This window comes from Promicromonospora panici (assembly GCF_900608595.1).
Classification (GTDB): domain Bacteria; phylum Actinomycetota; class Actinomycetes; order Actinomycetales; family Cellulomonadaceae; genus Promicromonospora; species Promicromonospora panici.
In genome coordinates, this window is record NZ_UWYY01000005.1 from 158,155 (window position 1) to 176,215 (window position 18,061).

Genomic DNA, 18,061 nt, shown 5'->3' on the forward strand with positions numbered 1-18,061 from the left:
GACATCATCTCCTTTGATGATCTCTTCGTGAATTGAAGGGTTGTCGTCGTCTTCGACGTCACCAGCTGCTTTCCGTTCAGTAGCCGGTGATTCGCGGCCAGTGCCGCTCGATGCCGGCCTCTTCGATTTCCTGTGTGAAATCGGCCAGCAGTTCCTCATCGGCTCTGACCTGCCGCGGCGATGTTTTGTGTTGCACGCAGAATGCGATCAGGTGGCCGGTGACCTCGCCGATGTTCCATTCCATGAGCGGCATTCGGTAGGCGCCGTTCGTGATGTGTGTTGTGCCGATGTTCTTCGCGCCCGGAAGCAGGTTCTCGACACGGATCGGCATCAGTGCGCCCAGCGGTAGCTCGAACGGGCAGCATCCGATGTCGATGTACGGATCTCCCCCGGTGGAGGGGTGCAGGTCGATCCGGTACATCCCCACGCCGACGCTGTCCGGGTATGAGACGGCGCCGGCCACGCCCCTCACCGCGAGGGAGAGCTCTTGTTCCACGATGGTGTGTTCGGCTCGGATGCGGCGAGACTCCCTGATGTAGGGCGTCTTCGCCAAGCCGTCGTCGGTGTCGCCGAGGATGTCGCCGCGCAGGCGCAGCCCCGGCCATCCGGTGCCGCCGTCTGGTCGGGGCGCTTCGGTCTGCAGCCAGTAGAGGAAGGAGCGGCTCAGTTCCCGTGCGGCACGCGCGTGCGCGTCGGCCTCCGGATGGTCGAAGACCGGCCCACCCCAGTAGTCCATCTGTGGCCAGTTGACCAGGGTGAGGTCGCTTGGATAGGTGTCCGGCTGGAAGTTCGCCCTGGCCGCGATCCGGCGGAAGGTCCAGAGGTTTCGGTCCATCGAACCCACCCGCTGGTCCGCGTAGTCGGGTCGGATCACCGTCGGGTCGTCGTCGGGATTCGGCCAGAATTGGTGCTGGATCGGTTTGCGCGTCTTCGGGTGCGGCGCGGTCAGCGAGAGCTGGCCGTTCGGCCAGTCGACGGGGCGGTCGGCCTTGAACCGGTCGTATGCCTCCGGTTTGTCGATGGTGTGATCTTCTTCGGGCCGGTAGTCGAGTGCAAAGCACACTGAAACCGGCTGCATGTTGAGCGGGTCGGCGACGTCGGCGGCATGCGGTTCACCGGTCTCGCTTTGGGCCTCGGAGCCTGTCACGTACTCGACGCCGGCCAGCGGCAGCAGTTCACCGGTCTCGGTAGCGTCGATGACCCACTGGGCGGAGATCACCGTCGACACGCCGGTTTGACTGCTGCGCACCGTCACCGCCGTGATGCGGTCGCCTTCGGTCTCGGCGGCGAGAGGTTCGTGCTCCATGAGGATGCGCAGCTGCCCCGAGCCCCGCAGCGGCGCGACCAGGCTCTCGAGCACGGCCACCGTGACCCGAGGCTCGTGGCAGAGATCGGAGACCTTCGCGCCGCCGGGATTGAACGCGCGCCGTCGCAGCGCAGCGTCGGTCAGGGGGTAGTGCCGTCGGTAGTACTCGCGCACGGCGTTTCGGTAGTCGCGATATGTCGCAGTGCTGCCGAACTGCTCGATCCAGACGTGTTCGTCCGGCGGAACCGCTTGAGCGGTCAGCACTCCGCCCAGCCAATCGGTTGGTTCGGTGAGCATCACGCGAATGCCGCGGCGGGCAGCGGTGACGGCGGCCATGACGCCGCCTACGCCGCCCCCGACTACGAGGAGCTGTGTCTCAGTTTCATGCATAGGAATCATGACACCAGGATTTGACCACCATTAACATGACTGCAATACACTGGTCTGTGTCTCAGTTTGATGCCAACGCGCGTCGCCTCCGTGTCACAGACGCGACGGCGAGACATTTTGTGCAGCCCGCTGGTTCCAGGATCGGGCCTCGCCGCCAGCAGGAGATCCAGCTCATGCTGATCCATTCGGGGTCGATGGACCTGTGTCTCGATGACGGTGCCCCTCGTCACGTGTCATCCGGCGAGATCTGCCTCCTCCTGCCGGGCCACACCGAAGAGATCACGTTCGACGAGCATCTCGACACCAGTGAAACGCTGGTCCGGGGGCGGATGGAGAACGCGACGGCACAGATGCGCACGTGGCTTGAGTCGCTCCGGCCCACCAGGACGCTCTCGTCCGCCCTGACCTATCTGGCCCGTGAAGCCGTCACAACGGAACGGACGAGGCTCACTGCCGACGGAGCGCTCGTAGACGCGCTCGCGACGGCGCTGCTGTGGCGCTTCATAGCGGAGTTCAGGAATCTTCCCGCCGCGCTGCCGGGATCGATCGAGGACGCCCGGCTGTTCATCCACAGGCACCTCGAACAGCCGATCACTCTCACCGACATCGCTCGGGCCGCGTCGGTCACCCCGGCTCATCTGGTTCGGATGTTCCGTGCCCACATGGACACCACGCCGATCCACTACCTGTGGGACCGTCGCATCTCCCTCGGAGTCGAACTGTTGACCTCCACCGGACTTCCGGTCGGTTCCATCGCCGCCCGCTGTGGGTTCAAGACCAGCTTCCACTTCTCCCGGAAAGTAAAGGAATCGACCGGCCTGGCGCCTACCGAGTTGCGGACTTCCACCTCACGAACCTAACCAGTTCTCCAGTTCGCTGCCCTGCGGTCTGGGCCGTCACAGCGCCACGATCTGTGACGGTTCACGCCCGCCCTCGCATCCCCCGCAGACCAAGCACGGCGAAACCGACGAGGACGATTCCCACCCCACCTATCGCCACGTGCGGTCCGGAGAGAGTCGTGGCCCACCCTCCGAGCAGCCCGCCCAGCGGGTAACCAACGCCGTAGGCCGCCATACGGGCCGCCGTGTTCACCCGTGACCTGAGGTGGTCGGGAGTGCTGAGCTGACGCCACACGACCGTCGCCAGCACGACCGAGAGATAACCCGCGCCCCAGACCACGGTCAAGGCCAGCGCCACCGGCACCACCGTCGCGAACGCGCATCCGATCGCACCGGCCGCTGCGACCCACATGCCCGCGAACGCGACAGACTGCTCACTCTTCTTGCGTGTCGCCGCGGGAACGACCACGGTGGCCACCAAGCCGCCAACGGCCCACGCTGCAAACAGCATCCCGGTCGCACCTCCGTCAGCCGGAGCATCGAGCCGCCGCACGGCCCAGGGGACCACTTGGGAGACGAACACTCCCTGGCCAACCGTGGCCGCGACGCCGAGCACGATGGTCGACCGCACCCTTGAATGCGAAACCAGCCAGCGGGCGCCGTCGAGTATGGCGCGATACATACTCCGTGGCACCTGGGATCCCGAGCTGCCGCGTGGGAGACGCCCGAGGCAGAAGCAGAGGTATGCCAACACCGAAGCTGACGCGCCGAAGGCCATGGTGGACGAGGCGGGCAAGAAGGCCGACATCGCGCCGACGAGTCCGGGGCCAACCATCTCTACAACGCTGCTCGTGGCGAAGAGCAGCGCCGTCACTGCGGCGAGGCGCCCCGGAGGCGCCAGCGCGGGCACCAGCCCGAAGTTGGCCGCATCCGCGAAGACGAACGCCGTACGCGCGACGGCCACTGCGATGACAATGTGCACTGGCGTTAGCCGATCGAATGCCGCCGCGACCGGCATCGTACCTATGGCCAGCGCGACGATCAGTTCGCAGGACCGGAGTATGAGCGACCGATCGTTCCGGTCGGCGACCGCACCGGCGACCGGCCCCAGCACCAGGTACGGAATGCCGTGGACAGCAACCAGCGCCGAGACCCACAGAGCTGAGGAGGTCAGCTGATAGACGGCCATCGGCGTGGCGACCAGGACCACGGAGGCAGCGACCAGGGACAGAAGCCGTCCCAGCCAATACCACCGCAGTGCCCGGTCGCCCAGCAGCCGTACCCACTCCCACACGGAGCTCAGAAAGCGGTCAGCGCCTCAAGCCGAGCTCCCGCGGCTGGATCGATCGCTTCCTTTGGATCGATGAGGCCAAGATTGCGTCCGATCTGGAGCACCCTCTGCGAGAACTCGACGTTCGCGTCCCGAGCCTGCTCGAGCGCCTCGGGAGCTGGCTGTGCGTGTTCGACCGCCATGAGCCAGTCAGCCTGGCTCGCGTACGAGATCGGCCACCTGAACCCGTGGAACCGTGTGGAGTTCGGCTCGACCGCGACCGCGCCGCGGCCCAGCATCATCGCCCAGTACAGGGCGTGATAGGAATTCGACACCACGACTTTCGCCGACGCGAGCCGGGTCAAGGTTTCGAAGATGTCCTCGGTGTTGTTCGTGATGTGCTCGAACTCGAGCCCCGAGGCCAGCGGCTGAGTCGTGTCGATGCCTCGTTCGTAGTGGTTGAGGACGATGAACTCGTGCTCCGGCTCGCGCTCTCGCAGCACATCGAACGCCGGCAGCATGCAACTGGCGCACGGCACCCAGGGCATGCCTGCGTCCCAGTCACGAACGCCCACCACGTCGGCCTTGGCCAGCCACTCCGGCCAGATCCTGGTGATGCCATCCTTCAGCACGCGCCTGCGCCACCCGGTGGTCGGATCGAGATGAACGCCCTGCTGGAAGTTGTGGCCGATACCCCACAGTGCAACAGATGCCGGCCGCTGGCTGAAGATCGACTCCACACAGGACTCGAATCTTCCTGGCCCGACCAGGCCGCTCCCGCCGATGATCACGAGTTTTCCCTGAAGGGGTGAATGCTTGCCCAGATCTTCGAGGGAAGCCGCCTCGTAAAGGCTGATTGTCTGACCGAGACGCTCGACCCACTGGACCGTTCTGCCCACTGCCGACCAGTGGTCACCGACGTTGCGCATGCTGTTGCTCTCGGACACCGCGATGACGGTTGAGTCCTTAAGGAGTTCCATGAGTTCGGGGATGCTCCTCATCGTGGAGGCCGTTCCGGCGGCCGGAGATGAGAACGCCATTGTTCCCTCAACATCAAGGCCGCGCGACACTTTCTCGAATTCCTTACTGGCGCGCGTCACATGCATGGCTTTCGCATCCTCTCATTCATGGCGTTTCCGACCCCAAACATGTCGGGTTGCCGGGAATCCGGCATGCCTATGATGCTATTCGCCAAATCGTCGCTGGCCTGTACGCTCCGCGCTGATCTTGCGGCCGATAATTGCAGCGACCGGCCGCAGACGGAGAATTATAAATTCCAGGTGGCGGCCGTGTTAAGACTGTGAGAACAAAGCCTCCTCGTCGACACTCAGTCTCCGATGCGGGACTGCTCGTTGGGCGTGAGCGCCGGCCCCAGTATCGGGACAAGGTCTGCCACGGCCAGCCGCAGGAGCCGGTCGGCGGCGCGCCGTCTGTCGTCAGGCAGGTCGATGGGCATAGCTGTGGCCAGCGCGAGGTTGTCGGATGTGCGCGGTCCAGAGCGCACGATCACCCCGGAGCATGCGATGTCGCTCCGGCACTGGCCGAACTCGGTGTAGAGCCCTGTCTCAGCGGCCGTGCGGAGCTCCTCGTCCAGCTCGTCCTCGCTACGAACGGTCTGCCTGGTGAAGGGCCGTAGTCCGGACGCCTTCAGGTAGCGGTGGCGATGGTGGGAAGGCATCGCGGCAAGCAGCGCGCGTCCCGCGGCGGTGGCATGGGCCGCCTCAGGTAGGCCCTCTGCGATGTCGTCCAGGCGCGGGGCCCCGCCGATCTCGCTATGGGTGATCACAGTCAGCTGCTCATCGCGGAGCGAGGTCAGAAACACCCCACACCGGGAGTCGACTGCCAGCCGTTGGAGAACCGGCTGGACCCGGTCGAGACGCGCAGTCACGTCGGTGGCGGAGCCGAGGGCGTTCGGGAGGAAGTAGTGGCGGCCGTCCTCGCCTCGCCAGGCCCACTGGCGGTCGATGATCGTCTTCAGATGGTGGTAGACGGTCTTCACCGGGATGCCCGTGCGACGGGCGAGCTGCTTGGCGGTGAGCCCCTGCGGGCTGCGGCTGAGGTGCTCGACCAGCCGCAGCGCCCGGTCCGGGCTGCGGAGCCCTGGGGCGGCGTCGGTCGAATCCGAGGCAGACAAAAAAATCGCTCCAGGGAGATAGTTGTGTGTGCATCGGCTTCTCTTGATCGCCGGTGATTCTCTCCGACGCAAGGAACCACCCCATGGTCGTTCGATCCGGCGCGAGAACTCAAAGAAGTTCACACCCTTGGTTTTCCGTCATGAGAAACCTTCGCGTGATCATGATTTGTGATTGATCGGGTGACCGTGCAAGCGCCCGTCCAGGCGACACCTTCGTCTTGAGCAACCGAGTCTGGCCAGCTTGCCGCTCAGGCGGGCTGAGAATTGCGAGGACGAGGAAAGCCTGCCGATCGGAGGCGTGTCGACCGGAGCGTGGGTTGCGCTACCCGGTTACGAACTCGAGCCACAGGGGGTAGTGGTCGCTGAGGCGCCAGGACGCCTGGGACCTGGTCAGGTCGCGATCCCACATCCACTCGGCGAAGGCGGTCAGCTCGCCGATCCGGTCGGCCGGCGACTTGCCCCACAGCACGTGCACGGTGGTCAGGATGAACTCGGTCGCCTCGCGCACGAAGCCGGCGGCGTACGGCGTGCGGGCGAACTGGTCGACGTCGCTGCTCGCCTCCGCGGGAAGGACGATCTCGGCCCACGAGGCCGGAGGGCTGGACACGTTCGGCGTCGTACACGTAGGCCAGACGCTCGCCGTTGCCGGGGCCACCCTCGGTGACGTCGGAGGCGATGACCTTGTAGCGCGGGCCGAGCAGGTTCAGCAGCGCGAACAGGGCCGTGGTGTTGCGCCGGGTCTCCTGCACTGCGGTCACGTCGAACCGCTGGACCACCTCGGCGATGCAGGCCATGGCGTGCCAGTCACGCTTGGGACTGTCGTCCTGGGTCGACTGCCACTTGTGGGTGAGGTCGCCGAACGCGCGCAGGTTCCACGTCCCGATCAACAAGTTCTTGCTCGCCTTGGCGGGGATCTGGGCCGCAATGGCGGCACGCACCCGGTCGACATCGTCGGTGACCGCACCGGGTATCGGCCCCGGCGGCGGTGCGGTGGTCGAAGTCATGACGCACCGCCGGCGTCGAGTGTCGAGTGTCGAGTCAATCCTGGGCGGGACGTCACGCCTTCGACCTCGTCAGGTCACCGTCGAGCCTTCGGTTCCAGCTGGTGGGCGTTGTACCCATGTCAGGCCCCTCCGACGTCCGGGAACTACCGATACCTAGAAGGAGGGCGACAACGAAGTCCGGTTACCGCCAACCAGAACGCTACGAGCAGGTAGCATCCCCGCACCGCAGGTCCGCCTAGGCGGACGCGAGCGCGGGCGAGGCCGGGTCCTGGACCTGCACGCGGCGAGCCTGGTCGCGGTCCTGCGCGCCCAGACCACGCAGCGCGATGACGGGACGAACGTGCCGCTGGACGTGGATGTCTCCGACGTGCTGATCGACCTGCTCCGGCACGAGCAGCGGCATTGGATCGGGACGGCCGACCGCGTCGGGCTCCTGCACGGACCGGATGCCAGACTTGCAGGCATGCGCGGCAGGTACGCCAACGCGCGTGGGGACCAGGAACTCGCCGACCGATTCCACATCGCCGAGCTCATCGGCGAGGAGCTCGGTCCGTCGAGGAACGTCGCGCCGACGCATGACGTACGCGCCGTTCTCGAGCGCGACGAGGGCGGGCACACCATGCCGCAGCTCCGCACCCTGCGCTGGGGCCTGGTGCCATCCTGGGCCAAGGACCCCAAGATCGGATCCCGGATGATCAACGCCAGGGTCGAGACAATCACCAAGAAGCCTGCCTTCCGCAAGCCAGCCGGACGACGGCGGCTGATCGTGCCGATGGACGGCTATTACGAGTGGCAGGCGCCTGAGTCGGGAACAGGACGCAAACAGCCCTTCTACCTGGTCGACCCCAACCGGGAGCCGCTGGCGGCGGCTGGCCTGTACGAGCTGTGGCGGGACCCGACCAAGAGCGACGACGACCCAGACCGCTGGCTGTGGTCCCTGACGGTCATCACGACAAGAACGACCGACGCCCATGGACATGTTCACGACCGTTCCCCACTGCTGCTACCCGATCACCTGTGGGATACCTGGCTCGATCCGCAGCTGACCGATGGTGACCAGGTCGATGCGCTGATCGCGTCCGTCCCTGAGCCCCACCTGACACCGATCAAGGTCGACCTCGCTGTCGGCAACGTTCGCAACGACAACCCGGACCTCGTCCGCCCGGTCGGCTGACGCGCGCTGCGTGTTGGCATGGGCACGAGCAGGTGCGTGCGCGGCTCCTGCGCCGGAAGGCCGGCCGCCAGTGTCAGCGGCAGCAGCCCGGACGAGACGCCAACTCGTCCTGGGCATTGGCCCGGTGCGATAAGCCCGCATCAGGTCGTAATTCGTGCGCCGAGCCGCTGTCCCTACGATCGGCCACTACGCCGTCGGCTGGCCGGTGAAGTGGGGTGGCGTCACCCTACTGACCCTCGGTATCCGGACAGACACCTGTCAACGTCCGATCTTCCGAACGGTCGCTGTTCCGCCGTGCCGTGTGCGAGCTCACTATGGCGGCCACAGCGGTGCGGCGTCGCTGGTGCTCGCTAGAGCGGCTGCAGACTTTAGCCAGCAGGTTCGTCAGACGGCTCAAGCAGGTCGGCGGGCGCACGCGGACTTGTTGTCGCAGGGCTGGCAGACCACCTTGGGCTCACCCCGGCGTCCGCCCGGACCGCCAGCGATTGCTTGACGTCACGGCCAGCGGCGCTGCTTGACGACCGCAGCACCAGATGGAAGGCGCATCATCTCGACCGGTCACGAACCATCCGGACATGGGATCTGAACAGTCGAATCGTGCTCGACGTGGTCCATGCTCCGGATCAAGTCCAGAGGCAGTTGCTGCATCCGAGAGTCGCCGAGTGCAGGCATTGACGAGCGGTGTCCTCGCAGTCGACATCTCGGGCAGCACGGGACCAGGCCCTAGTACGACGTCGTGACGGCGTCCTCCCGGTGCTCGCTCGCGTCCGGCGCGGATGGCCGTCGCGCTCTCAGGAGCGGCGCAGAGACCACGGCACATCCGATCAGAATCGCGCCGGCAACAGTCAGGGCGACGGTGTAGCCATGGATGGACGCCGCGTTCGGCGAAATGCTGGAACCGGCCGCGAGGTGGGACGCGGTCGCGGTCGTCGCGACGGTGTTGAGCAGCGCGATGCCGAGCGCCGCACCGAGCTGCTGGCAGGCGTTGTAGGTCGCCGACGCGGCGCCGACCTCGTGCCCCTGCATACCCGTGGTGGCCAGGATCGCCGTCGGCGTGATGACGAGCCCGAGGCCGATTCCCGTGAGCACCATGGCCGGGACGAGGTAGAGAGCAAGCACGTTCACCGTCCCGGCTTCCAGCCCGGTCAGTAGGAACATTCCGGCAGCGGCAATGATCAGGCCGGGAAGAATCAGCCCTGCGCTCGGCACACGGCCGTATAGCCTGCCCGCGATGAGCATCGAGCCGACCAGCGCCACGACCGCGTTGATGATGAGGGTCATACCGGCCTGAACGGGCGAGTATCCGAGCACGGCCTGGGTGTAGTAGCTCATGAACAGGTAGAAACCGAACATCGCCAGGAACATGAGGGTGACAGCCGCGAACGCCCCTGCACGGACCCGGTGCGCCAGGACGCGCATCGGCAGGAGCGGGTTCGGCGTCCTGAGCTCCACGGCCACGAAGACCGCGAGCAGCAGCACGCCACCGACCAGCAGCCCCAGGACGGTGGGTGATGCCCATCCGCGCGGCTCGGCCTCGGTGAACGCGTAGACGACGGCGGCGAAGCCCGCCGTGCTGAGGACAGCCCCCAGGACGTCGAGTCGGCCCGCGCGGGGCACCGGCGGGACCTTGGGCACCAGGAGCGTTCCGGACAGGGCGAGCACCGCGATCGGCACGTTGATGTAGAGGCACCACCGCCAGCTCACGTACTCGGTCAGGAGGCCGCCGGCGATCAGGCCGACTGCTGATCCTGCCGCGCCGATCGCCGAGAACACACCGAAGGCCCGACCCCGTTCACGGGCCTCGGTGAACGTCGTCGTCAGGAGCGCGAGCGCGGCTGGCGCGAGTAGCGCCGCGAAAACGCCCTGTAGCGCGCGTGCGCCGAAGAGCATCCCCGGGTTCGCGGCGAGGCCGCCGACTGCGGATGCGACGGCGAACCCGAGCAACCCGACCGTGAATGCCTTGCGGTGGCCGAGGATCCCACTGCTACGGCCGCCGATCAACAGGAGGCCGCCGAAGGCCAGAAGGTAAGCGGTGATCGCCCAATGGCGACTCGCATCACTCATGCCGAGCTCATCCTGCGCCGAAGGCAGGGCGATGTTCACGATCGTCCCGTCCAGGACCACCATCAGCTGCGCTGCCGCCACTACGGGCAATGTCCATGCCCGTCCTGCACGTGCCTCACTCATGCCGCCTCGCTCTCACATCCATCTTCGCGAACAGCGTTCCATTGCATCTAACACTGTTAGGGGCATCGAGCAGCGTACTACAGTGAGGCACCGGCGTAGCGTCAGGGGATCAGCGGCGAATCGACGGAAGGGCACTGTGAACAGCACAAGCGACGCCACGGAGGTGCACAGCGTCTGGCTGCGGCCCAGGCGCGCAGCCAAAGAGGAGCCCCCGCTCTCGCTCGAGCGCATCGTCGAGGCCGCCGTCGCCGTCCTCGACGAGGACGGCATCGAGAAGCTCTCGATGCGTCGGCTCGCCCAACACCTCGGGGTCGCCGCCCCTTCGCTGTACTGGCACGTCAGCACCAAGGACGACGTGGTCGACCTCGCCGTCGACGCAATCTTCGGCGAGCTGCTCCCCCGGAACGAGCCGGCCGCCGAATGGCGGGACGAGATCACGGCCCTGCTCACGGCCTGGCGAACCACGCTGCTGCGCCATCCGTGGGCGGCCGCGGTGACGGCCCGACGCCGACCGAGCCTGGGACCGAACTTCTTGACGCAGATGGAGACGCTCCAGGCCACCCTGGTCCGCACCGGGTTCAAGGGCGACGCCCTCCGCGCCGCGACCTGGGCGCTGTACAACCACGTCATGGGATCGGCATCCGCCGAGACCGCGCTCCACATCAGCGACCAGGAACGCCAACTCGGCCAAGAACGACTCCAGACCGAAGCCGACCGATACCCCACCCTTGCCAGCCAGCGATATCTCTACGACGACGACTGGGACGGCAGCTTCAACACCGGCCTGCGCTACCTGCTCGACGGGCTAGAGATCCAGCTGAACGCCGCGACGCCCGCCAGGTGACCGCGCGAACCCAGTCGTTTCAGTTGTTGCTTCGAGGCCCCGCTGACGCCGTCCGCGCGGTCGACGACGCCCCCAGGTCCGTCGCCCTCCCGCCCGTCGAGCAGAAGCCAGAATCGCTCCCGAACGCACGCTCCAGGTCCGTGTCCAGGATCTGTCGCGTCTCCATCCCCAGCTGCATCGCGGCGCCTCTACGCTCGGCACTGGAAAGCGCGACATCGCTCAAACCCAGATGCGCGGCGCACTGGCGTTGACTCAATCGGCGGGGCGCAACGCCTCCAGCTCTCGCCCCGCCCACTCGCCCACCGCTGCGACCATCGGCCCCTCCGAAATCAGCCTCCACACCATACCGACGCTCGTGACAGGAGTCGTCGGGCAGCGCCGTCGGACGCACGACTGAGGCCCGGAGCGCGGCTCCGGCGTCCGGCGAGGCGAACAGCCGCCGTCGTTCCCGACCACGCAGCCTTGCGCGGGCGGGAGCTCACCTGGCCCGGTACCGGCCGCGGGGACATCATCCGGGCGCAGCGATACACCAGGGTCGCATGCGCGAGCCTGGTCCAGGAGTGGGCCGAAGGTGTAGGAACCAGTGATCCGACCTGTTCAGACCACGCACGCACCCGACCATCCTGTGACGACGCAGGTCGCTTTCGTGCTCGGCGATTTGCCGGAGCTCTGAGTTTCGACAACTGGCACGAACCTGGCGAAACGCCACCAAGCCAGAGGGATCACGAAACGGTTACACCACTCCCTGCGCCTTGGACGCCTGACCGACTGCGGGGTACCTTCAGAAGCACAGAACAGACTGACCACTCAGTCGGTATCGAGGCAGTGCTGCAACCCGCAGCACGGGTCCGGCGAGTGTCATAACGGATGTTGCCACGCTCCGTAGACCCGAACGGACTGAGCAGCAGCAAGCAGCACGCTCACCCAGCGGCATCGGTACCGACCCTGTCGGTCGCATGCCGCCAGGTTCGCGGCCACCGATGACCGACCGCAGGCTCTACATCGACGCCCGCAGTGCCCACGACGAGGTGGTCGCTTTGCCCGATGCCTGGTGACGCCGCCGGCCACCTCAGCTCAAGGAGGAGCTCTATGACGACACGGATCGGCTCGATGCCTGGCGCGCACGTGCGCAGGTAGCTCGAGCCCCTCGCACCCCATGTGAACTGCTGGGGTCGCGACGTCTCCCGAACGGTCGGGCGCGACCAGCAGCCCGCTCACCCAGCGGCATCGGCACCGGCCCTGTCGGTCGCATGCTGCCTGGTTCGCGGCCACGTGACCGACCGCAGGCTCCGCATCGACCCAAAGTGCCCACTAAGGAGTGGTCGCTGTGGCCCGGTGCGTGGTGACGCACGCCATTTCAGCTCAAGGAGGAGTTCTATGACGACATCGATCGGCCCAGTGCCTAGCGCGCAGGTGCGCAGGTACTTCGAGTCCCTCGCACCCCAAGTGAACTACTGGGGTCGCGACCTCTCCGCGCTGCGGAAGCAGGCCCGCGATCACGCACTGGCGTTTCGCGGTCCGCTGGAACCCGTGACCTCGGTGGATACGGTCAATGCCGGAGGGGTCTCCTCGAGGCTCTACCGGCCGCGAGGCAACGAACAGGACGTCCTGGTCTGGATCCATGGCGGCGGTTGGATGCTCGGCGACCTGGACTGTTGCGAAGGCATCGCCCGAGCGCTCGCGAACCGTGCCGGATGCGCCGTCCTCACGATCGACTACAGGCTCGCACCCGAGCACCCTTTTCCAGCGGCATTCGACGACACATGGACCGCGATCACTTGGGCCCGACTGCACTTTTCCCAGGTCGCCGTAGGGGGCGACAGCGCCGGCGGCAATCTCGCGGCAGCGGCCGCCCTCCGAGCGAGGGACACCCAGTTTGATCTGGCGCTGCAGCTATTGGTGTACCCGGTGCTGGACAGCACCATGGACACCACGATCAAGCGGCGATTCGTGGAATCGTATTCGAACTTCGCGGGGACGGGCGATTACGGCAGAACCACGTGGGAGCGGATCAGGTACTTGTGGGACGCTTACGTCCCAGACGACCTGATGCGGCGATCCCCCGTCGTCTCGCCACTGCATGCTGAGGCGTTGCGCGGCGTCTCTCCGGCGATCGTTATCACCGCCGAACACGACATTCTTCGTGGAGAATCCGTCGAGTATGCCAGGCGGCTGCAAATGGATCAGGTTCCTGTCGAGATCCACGACTACGTCGGTCAGATCCACGGATTCATCGAGAAGCTGGGCGTCATGACAGACGCGATAGACGCCATAGAAAAGGCTGGCTCGGCACTACGGCGAGCATTCGCCAACCGAGAATCGGATCGCGCAAGCTTCGCGATCAACACACAGTCGATCGGCTCGCACCAGTCGTCCGACGCGGACTATGACCATCAATCGTCCCGTGAAACGGCGTGGCAAGGGCCACCGTCGTCCGAAATTCAGTCGTGAGGAGCTGACCATGCGTACCAACACTCTGTCCCGGCAACGTAGGCGACCGAACTATCGGATCGCATTGCCGGTCATCCTTGCTGCCCTCCTGGCATCGTGTGCTCCCCCCGGCGCACAGGCTCCTCTTTCTGACAGGCCAGCGACCGTGAGCACGAGCATCGGTGACGCGCCGGTCACCCTCAAGGTACTTGTGTCAACACCTGACGTGCCGCTCTATGAGGAGCTCGGCGAAGCTTTCCATGCGAAGCATGCCAATGTCACCGTGCAGGTGACCGGCGAGGACTTCAACAACCTCACGACAAACGTACCTCGCCTGATATCGGGCACCGAGGTGCCAGACCTGGTCCGGCTCGCATCCTTCGGGAACCTGGTCAAGGACCACCTCCTGACCAATCTCGATCCGTACGCCGAGGCGTACGGATGGACCAAGTGGCCACAGTCGCAGTTCGCATCCACCCGCGTCGCCGATGACGGGCAACAGCGTGGCACCGGGCACTTGTACGGCGCCGGGCCAGGTTTCGGATTGACCGGCGTGTACTACAACAAGTCGCTCGCGGCTCAGATCGGGATGACCGAGCCGCCAGCCACGCTCGGCGCCTTTGAAAGAAGCCTGGAAGAGGCGAAGAGCGCAGGTCTCCTGCCGATCATGGTCAACGGCAAGGACGGAGGACTGGCGTATCCGCTGCAGAACCTCCAGATGAACTATGCAGGCAGTACGCAGGTCGTCCAGGACTGGAACTACAACAAGCCGGGCGCGACCATCGATACATCCGCACTGGTAGACGCCGCCGCGACGATCCAGCGCTGGGGCGAGGAGGGATATCTGCCGGAGGACGTGAACAGTATCGATCAGACACAGGCTCCCGCGAGGTTCGCGGCGGGCGAGGGTGTTTTCTTCCCGAGCGGAAACTGGCAGGCACCAGCACTGCAGGAAACAGGCCAGGATGAGATCGGGTTCTTCCTCTTCCCACCCGAGGAGACGGACGAACCCTTTACCGCGATGACCGCCGCCGGCGTCCTGGCCATTCCCGCCAAGTCCTCGCAGCGGGATGCGGCGGCTGCATTCCTCGACTTCATCCAGACGGACACCGACGCCCGCCAGAGCACCCTGGATCTTCTCGGCCTCCCACCCGCCGGGCCCTCCGACGCACCCATGCCGGACTCCGAGCCGGGATCCCTGGTCGCCAGCACCGTCGAGTCTTTCCAGACGCTGCTCGAGAGCGACGGCCTCGTCGACTTCATGTCGAACTCGACTGCGTCGATGCACGCGAACACCCTGATCCCGCAGACGCAACTTCTCGTGGCTGGGAAGACGTCCCCCGCCGAGTTCTCCGCAGCCATCCAGGACGGCTACGAGAATGACGCAGAGCAATAGGTGGAACCATGACGATCAAGTCGATCCCAGTGAAGCCGAGTCTCAATTCGGAGGAGTCGCCCCCTCCGCCGCGTCCTGCTCGGCGACGACGTCCAACACATCGGTGGATTGGTGTGGTGTGGGTAGCGCCTGCGCTGGTCATGTATTCCGTGTTCGTACTTTACCCGCTGGGCCAGTCCGTGCAGTTCTCATTCTACAAATGGGACGGCATCGGGCCGGCGACACCTGCGGGACTGGACAACTGGAGGGCAATCTTCACGGAACCCGAGCTGTTCGGATCGGTCATCAACGCGTTCATCCTTATCATCTTCTACACCGTCCTGCCGGTCAGCCTCGGGCTTGTCGCAGCAAGCCTCATCCGGGAGCTCCGGGTCGGAACATTCAACACCGCAGCACGGGTCGTGTTGTTCATCCCGCAAGTGCTGCCCCCCGTGGCGGCAGGCATCGCATGGACCTGGATGTTCTCCACCGAAGGGCTCGTCAACCAGGCCCTCGGAGCGGTTGGTCTGGAGTCCCTGACCCGCGCGTGGCTCGGAGACTTCACGTTCGCGTTGCCAGCAGTCGGCGTCATCGGCTTCTGGCTGTCGCTCGGCTTCTGCACGGTCCTTCTACTGTCCGGTATCGGCAAGATCGAACCGTCGCTCTATGAGGCGGCCCGCCTGGACGGAGCCGGCCGCATCGGCGAGTTCTTCGCGGTCACGCTTCCAGGGCTCCGTCAAGAGATCGCTGTCTGCGCAACGATCACCACGATAGCGGCACTGGCCAGCTTCGACGTGGTCCAGATCGCGACCCAGGGCGGCCCGGGCTATCAGACGATGGTGCCGGGTGTGGAGATCTACCGGCTTACCTTCCTGGAACAGCGGATCGGGCAAGCCTCAGCCCTCGCTGTATTCCTCGCGGCACTCGTACTCCTCGTCATCTGGCCCATTCAACGAATCGGGAGGCACGAATGAGCGCCAGCTCGTCAACTGTGCACCAACGCATCTCCCGCGCCGTCATCCTCATGGCGCTCATGCTCTTCGCGATCGTGCCTCTGCTCAGCATGCTGACCGCGGCGCTCGCACCCCAGAACAGCACGCCGCCCGGGCTCGCCTGGCCCGAGGATCCGCAATGGCACAATTTCGTCGACGCATGGACCGCCGCGAACTTTCTGGCGCTCTTCCAGTCGAGCGTCCTTATCGTGCTGGGCGTCGTTCCTGCTGCGGTCGCCATGGCCACCGCGGCCGGATACGGACTCGCGCAGCTCAACGTGCCTGGCGGCAAGTTCGTCAACGCCATCTTGCTTGTCGGACTGACTCTGCCGTTCGAGGCGCTTATCACGCCTCTCTACTACAACATTCGCGACATGGGGCTGCTCGGCACTCGTTGGGCCGTCATCCTGCCTCTCATCGGGCTGCTCATGCCCTTCGGAGTGTTCTGGATGCGAGCGAGCTTTCTCACGGTAGAGACAGCCCTGACAGAGGCCGCCAAGATCGACGGCGCCAACCCGTGGCAGATCTTCCGCCGGATCCAGCTGCCGCTCGCAGTGCCGGCCGTGTCGGCGCTCACGATCTTGTTCTTTCTGGCGACCTGGAATCAGTACCTGCTGCCGCTTGTGCTCATCGACGATCCAACGATGCGTACTGTCGCCGGCGGCCTGGGTGCCTTCCAAGGTGAGCATGGTACCAACATTGCATTGTTGTGCGCCGGTTCATTGCTCATCATTGCCCCTTCCCTGATCGTATTTCTCTTCTTTCAGCGCCACTTTGTCAGAGCCCTTCTCCAAGGAGCTGTCAAGTAAGCACGTTAGGATAAGAGTATGAGACGACGAGACGACCACCAGGTGGCAAAAGGGCCCGAGGGCGTCAAGAAATCGGTATCAGCAAAGGGCGAGGCGCGGAGGCAGCTGATCGTCGAGGCCGCTACTCGGCTTGTGGCCCGCAACGGATCCCGCGGCACCAATCTTGCGGAGATCGCCGCCGAGGCCGGGGTCTCACAGAGCGGCCTTCTCTATCACTACCCGAGCAAGGAGGAACTGCTCAATGCGGTGCTGGATCAACGCGACGAGGCCGAGGACGCGATTCTGTGGCAAGACACCGACTCAGGTCTCGGCATACTCGACACTATCGCGTACAACGTCACCCGCTGGGCCAGCCATTCGCACGCGGTAGGCATGCATACCGTGCTGGTTGTCGAGAACCTTGGCGACGACGGCGTTCTCCACCCTCGGCTGGCCCGCCGATACCACCTGACTGCTGACCGGATCAGTTCGGTCCTTACGGCTGCCCAAGATCGTGGCGAGATCCGTGGAGACGTCGATACGCGGCTCAAGGCCATCGAGATCATCGCCTTCATCAACGGCCTGGAGACCGCCTGGCTACTTGACCCCGAGATCCAGATAGCCATGACCGCGAAGGCCTGGGCAGCCCAGCAGCGGCGCGCGATGGCGACGTCGCCGTGACTAGTCCTTCTCCCTCCCGTGGACGGCGAGGTCCCGGATTCTGCGCTGAGGAGAGGAGAGCACTTCCCGCGCTGTACGGCCGAGGTCTCGGCACAGCCGGTCAACTGTTCTCGTGGTGAATGCCGGGGAATGTGCCCACAGATCGCCGGAAACGTAGCCGTCGTGCGAATGGCGGAGCTGAAAGCCGAGACTCACAGCCCCGCTGAATGCCGACATCATCCTCGGCCGGAGCGTGTTCGTGGGCAGTGTCCGGGGCTCCATCCTGATGTGGCTGCCATCCGGTGCCGTGACCGTCGCGGCCTTGGTGGGGGCATGCGGCATGTAATTGATCGACAGGTCGAACAACGAGCCGTTCCCATGGGGCGCCGAGGGCAGTTCGTGGCGCAGCACCCCGACCGGAAGGCGGTGCAGGTGCGCCTGTCTGGTCGCCTCATGAACGCGGGCCGCGAGCTCGCCGAACGATGGGTTCCCCTGCAGATCGACCCGGACGGGCACGTGGTCGCTCAAGAGACCGATCGTATGTGTCAGCTCGGGCGCATCCCGGTTGGCAGTGACGCTGCCGATCATCACGCCGTCGCCGAGGTAGGGCGTGAGCGACGCCACGACCAGAGCACGCATGGCAGGATGGACTTCGGCTCGTCGAACTA

15 protein-coding genes are annotated in these 18,061 nt (G+C 65.4%); 8 read left to right on the forward strand and 7 right to left on the reverse strand.

Going from position 1 to position 18,061, the window contains the following annotated elements; genetic code table 11:
- Window positions 1-76 precede the first annotated feature (76 nt).
- Window positions 77-1,705 carry an FAD-dependent oxidoreductase gene (locus EW117_RS07300; protein WP_277986451.1) on the reverse strand — a complete coding sequence of 543 codons (1,629 nt, stop codon included), beginning with the start codon at window positions 1,703-1,705 and terminating at the stop codon, window positions 77-79.
- 164 nt (window positions 1,706-1,869) lie between these two features.
- Here EW117_RS07300 and EW117_RS07305 point away from each other — a divergent pair, with 164 nt between their 5' ends.
- On the forward strand, window positions 1,870-2,556 hold the full coding sequence (locus EW117_RS07305; RefSeq protein WP_340641075.1) for a helix-turn-helix transcriptional regulator: 687 nt from the start codon (window positions 1,870-1,872) through the stop codon (window positions 2,554-2,556).
- Between the two features lie 61 nt (window positions 2,557-2,617).
- Here the strand turns inward: EW117_RS07305 and EW117_RS07310 are convergent, their stop codons facing one another.
- From EW117_RS07310 to EW117_RS30095, 4 genes are all read right to left on the reverse strand, one after another.
- Window positions 2,618-3,829: an MFS transporter gene (locus tag EW117_RS07310; RefSeq protein WP_165362556.1), complete on the reverse strand. Its 1,212-nt coding sequence runs from the start codon at window positions 3,827-3,829 to the stop codon at window positions 2,618-2,620.
- Between the two features lie 5 nt (window positions 3,830-3,834).
- Window positions 3,835-4,911 (reverse strand): glycosyltransferase family protein, encoded by a 1,077-nt coding sequence (locus EW117_RS07315; protein ID WP_129785204.1) that lies wholly within the window; start codon window positions 4,909-4,911, stop codon window positions 3,835-3,837.
- Between the two features lie 221 nt (window positions 4,912-5,132).
- Window positions 5,133-6,062, reverse strand: a complete 930-nt coding sequence (locus EW117_RS07320) for an IclR family transcriptional regulator (protein WP_129785206.1) — start codon at window positions 6,060-6,062, stop codon at window positions 5,133-5,135.
- A 199-nt stretch (window positions 6,063-6,261) separates the two neighbouring features.
- A complete protein-coding gene (locus EW117_RS30095) occupies window positions 6,262-6,546 on the reverse strand; it encodes a hypothetical protein (RefSeq protein ID WP_242504139.1) in 285 nt (94 codons plus the stop codon).
- Between the two features lie 764 nt (window positions 6,547-7,310).
- Here EW117_RS30095 and EW117_RS07330 point away from each other — a divergent pair.
- Window positions 7,311-8,117, forward strand: a complete 807-nt coding sequence (locus tag EW117_RS07330; RefSeq protein WP_242504140.1) for an SOS response-associated peptidase — start codon at window positions 7,311-7,313, stop codon at window positions 8,115-8,117.
- A 723-nt stretch (window positions 8,118-8,840) separates the two neighbouring features.
- Here EW117_RS07330 and EW117_RS07335 read toward each other — a convergent pair.
- Window positions 8,841-10,262 (reverse strand): MFS transporter, encoded by a 1,422-nt coding sequence (locus EW117_RS07335; protein ID WP_242504141.1) that lies wholly within the window; start codon window positions 10,260-10,262, stop codon window positions 8,841-8,843.
- Window positions 10,263-10,440: 178 nt separating this feature from the next.
- On the opposite strand from EW117_RS07335, the gene EW117_RS07340 reads away from it, so the two are divergent.
- The 6 genes from EW117_RS07340 (at window position 10,441) to EW117_RS07365 (ending at window position 17,414) form a co-directional block, all read left to right on the forward strand.
- Window positions 10,441-11,148 (forward strand): TetR/AcrR family transcriptional regulator C-terminal domain-containing protein, encoded by a 708-nt coding sequence (locus EW117_RS07340; protein WP_242504142.1) that lies wholly within the window; start codon window positions 10,441-10,443, stop codon window positions 11,146-11,148.
- Window positions 11,149-12,525: 1,377 nt separating this feature from the next.
- Entirely contained in the window at window positions 12,526-13,599 is a 1,074-nt protein-coding gene (locus tag EW117_RS07345) for an alpha/beta hydrolase (protein ID WP_129785212.1), read from the forward strand.
- A gap of 145 nt (window positions 13,600-13,744) precedes the next feature.
- Window positions 13,745-14,974, forward strand: a complete 1,230-nt coding sequence (locus EW117_RS07350; protein WP_165362558.1) for an ABC transporter substrate-binding protein — start codon at window positions 13,745-13,747, stop codon at window positions 14,972-14,974.
- A gap of 8 nt (window positions 14,975-14,982) precedes the next feature.
- Window positions 14,983-15,927, forward strand: coding sequence for a carbohydrate ABC transporter permease (locus EW117_RS07355; protein ID WP_129785216.1), 945 nt, complete (start codon window positions 14,983-14,985; stop codon window positions 15,925-15,927).
- Window positions 15,924-16,754, forward strand: a complete 831-nt coding sequence (locus tag EW117_RS07360; RefSeq protein ID WP_129785218.1) for a carbohydrate ABC transporter permease — start codon at window positions 15,924-15,926, stop codon at window positions 16,752-16,754. Before EW117_RS07355 ends, EW117_RS07360 begins: the two co-directional genes overlap by 4 nt.
- Window positions 16,755-16,772: 18 nt before the next feature.
- The gene (locus tag EW117_RS07365) at window positions 16,773-17,414 is read left to right on the forward strand and encodes a TetR/AcrR family transcriptional regulator (protein WP_129785220.1); all 642 of its coding nucleotides are present in this window, start codon (window positions 16,773-16,775) and stop codon (window positions 17,412-17,414) included.
- On the opposite strand, the gene EW117_RS07370 is transcribed toward EW117_RS07365, so the two are convergent.
- Window positions 17,415-18,032 (reverse strand): condensation domain-containing protein, encoded by a 618-nt coding sequence (locus EW117_RS07370; protein ID WP_129785222.1) that lies wholly within the window; start codon window positions 18,030-18,032, stop codon window positions 17,415-17,417.
- Window positions 18,033-18,061: the final 29 nt, after the last annotated feature.

Bases quoted from the DNA above. Each gene is read 5' to 3' on its own strand.
- EW117_RS07345 (WP_129785212.1), top strand. From the start codon at position 12,526: ATGACGACATCGATCGGCCCAGTGCCTAGCGCGCAGGTGCGCAGGTAC.
- EW117_RS07360 (WP_129785218.1), top strand. From the start codon at position 15,924: ATGAGCGCCAGCTCGTCAACTGTGCACCAACGCATCTCCCGCGCCGTC.
- EW117_RS07305 (WP_340641075.1), top strand. From the start codon at position 1,870: ATGCTGATCCATTCGGGGTCGATGGACCTGTGTCTCGATGACGGTGCC.
- EW117_RS07355 (WP_129785216.1), top strand. From the start codon at position 14,983: ATGACGATCAAGTCGATCCCAGTGAAGCCGAGTCTCAATTCGGAGGAG.
- EW117_RS07315 (WP_129785204.1), bottom strand. From the start codon at position 4,911: ATGCATGTGACGCGCGCCAGTAAGGAATTCGAGAAAGTGTCGCGCGGC.
- EW117_RS07300 (WP_277986451.1), bottom strand. From the start codon at position 1,705: ATGATTCCTATGCATGAAACTGAGACACAGCTCCTCGTAGTCGGGGGC.
- EW117_RS07365 (WP_129785220.1), top strand. From the start codon at position 16,773: ATGAGACGACGAGACGACCACCAGGTGGCAAAAGGGCCCGAGGGCGTC.
- EW117_RS07370 (WP_129785222.1), bottom strand. From the start codon at position 18,032: ATGCGTGCTCTGGTCGTGGCGTCGCTCACGCCCTACCTCGGCGACGGC.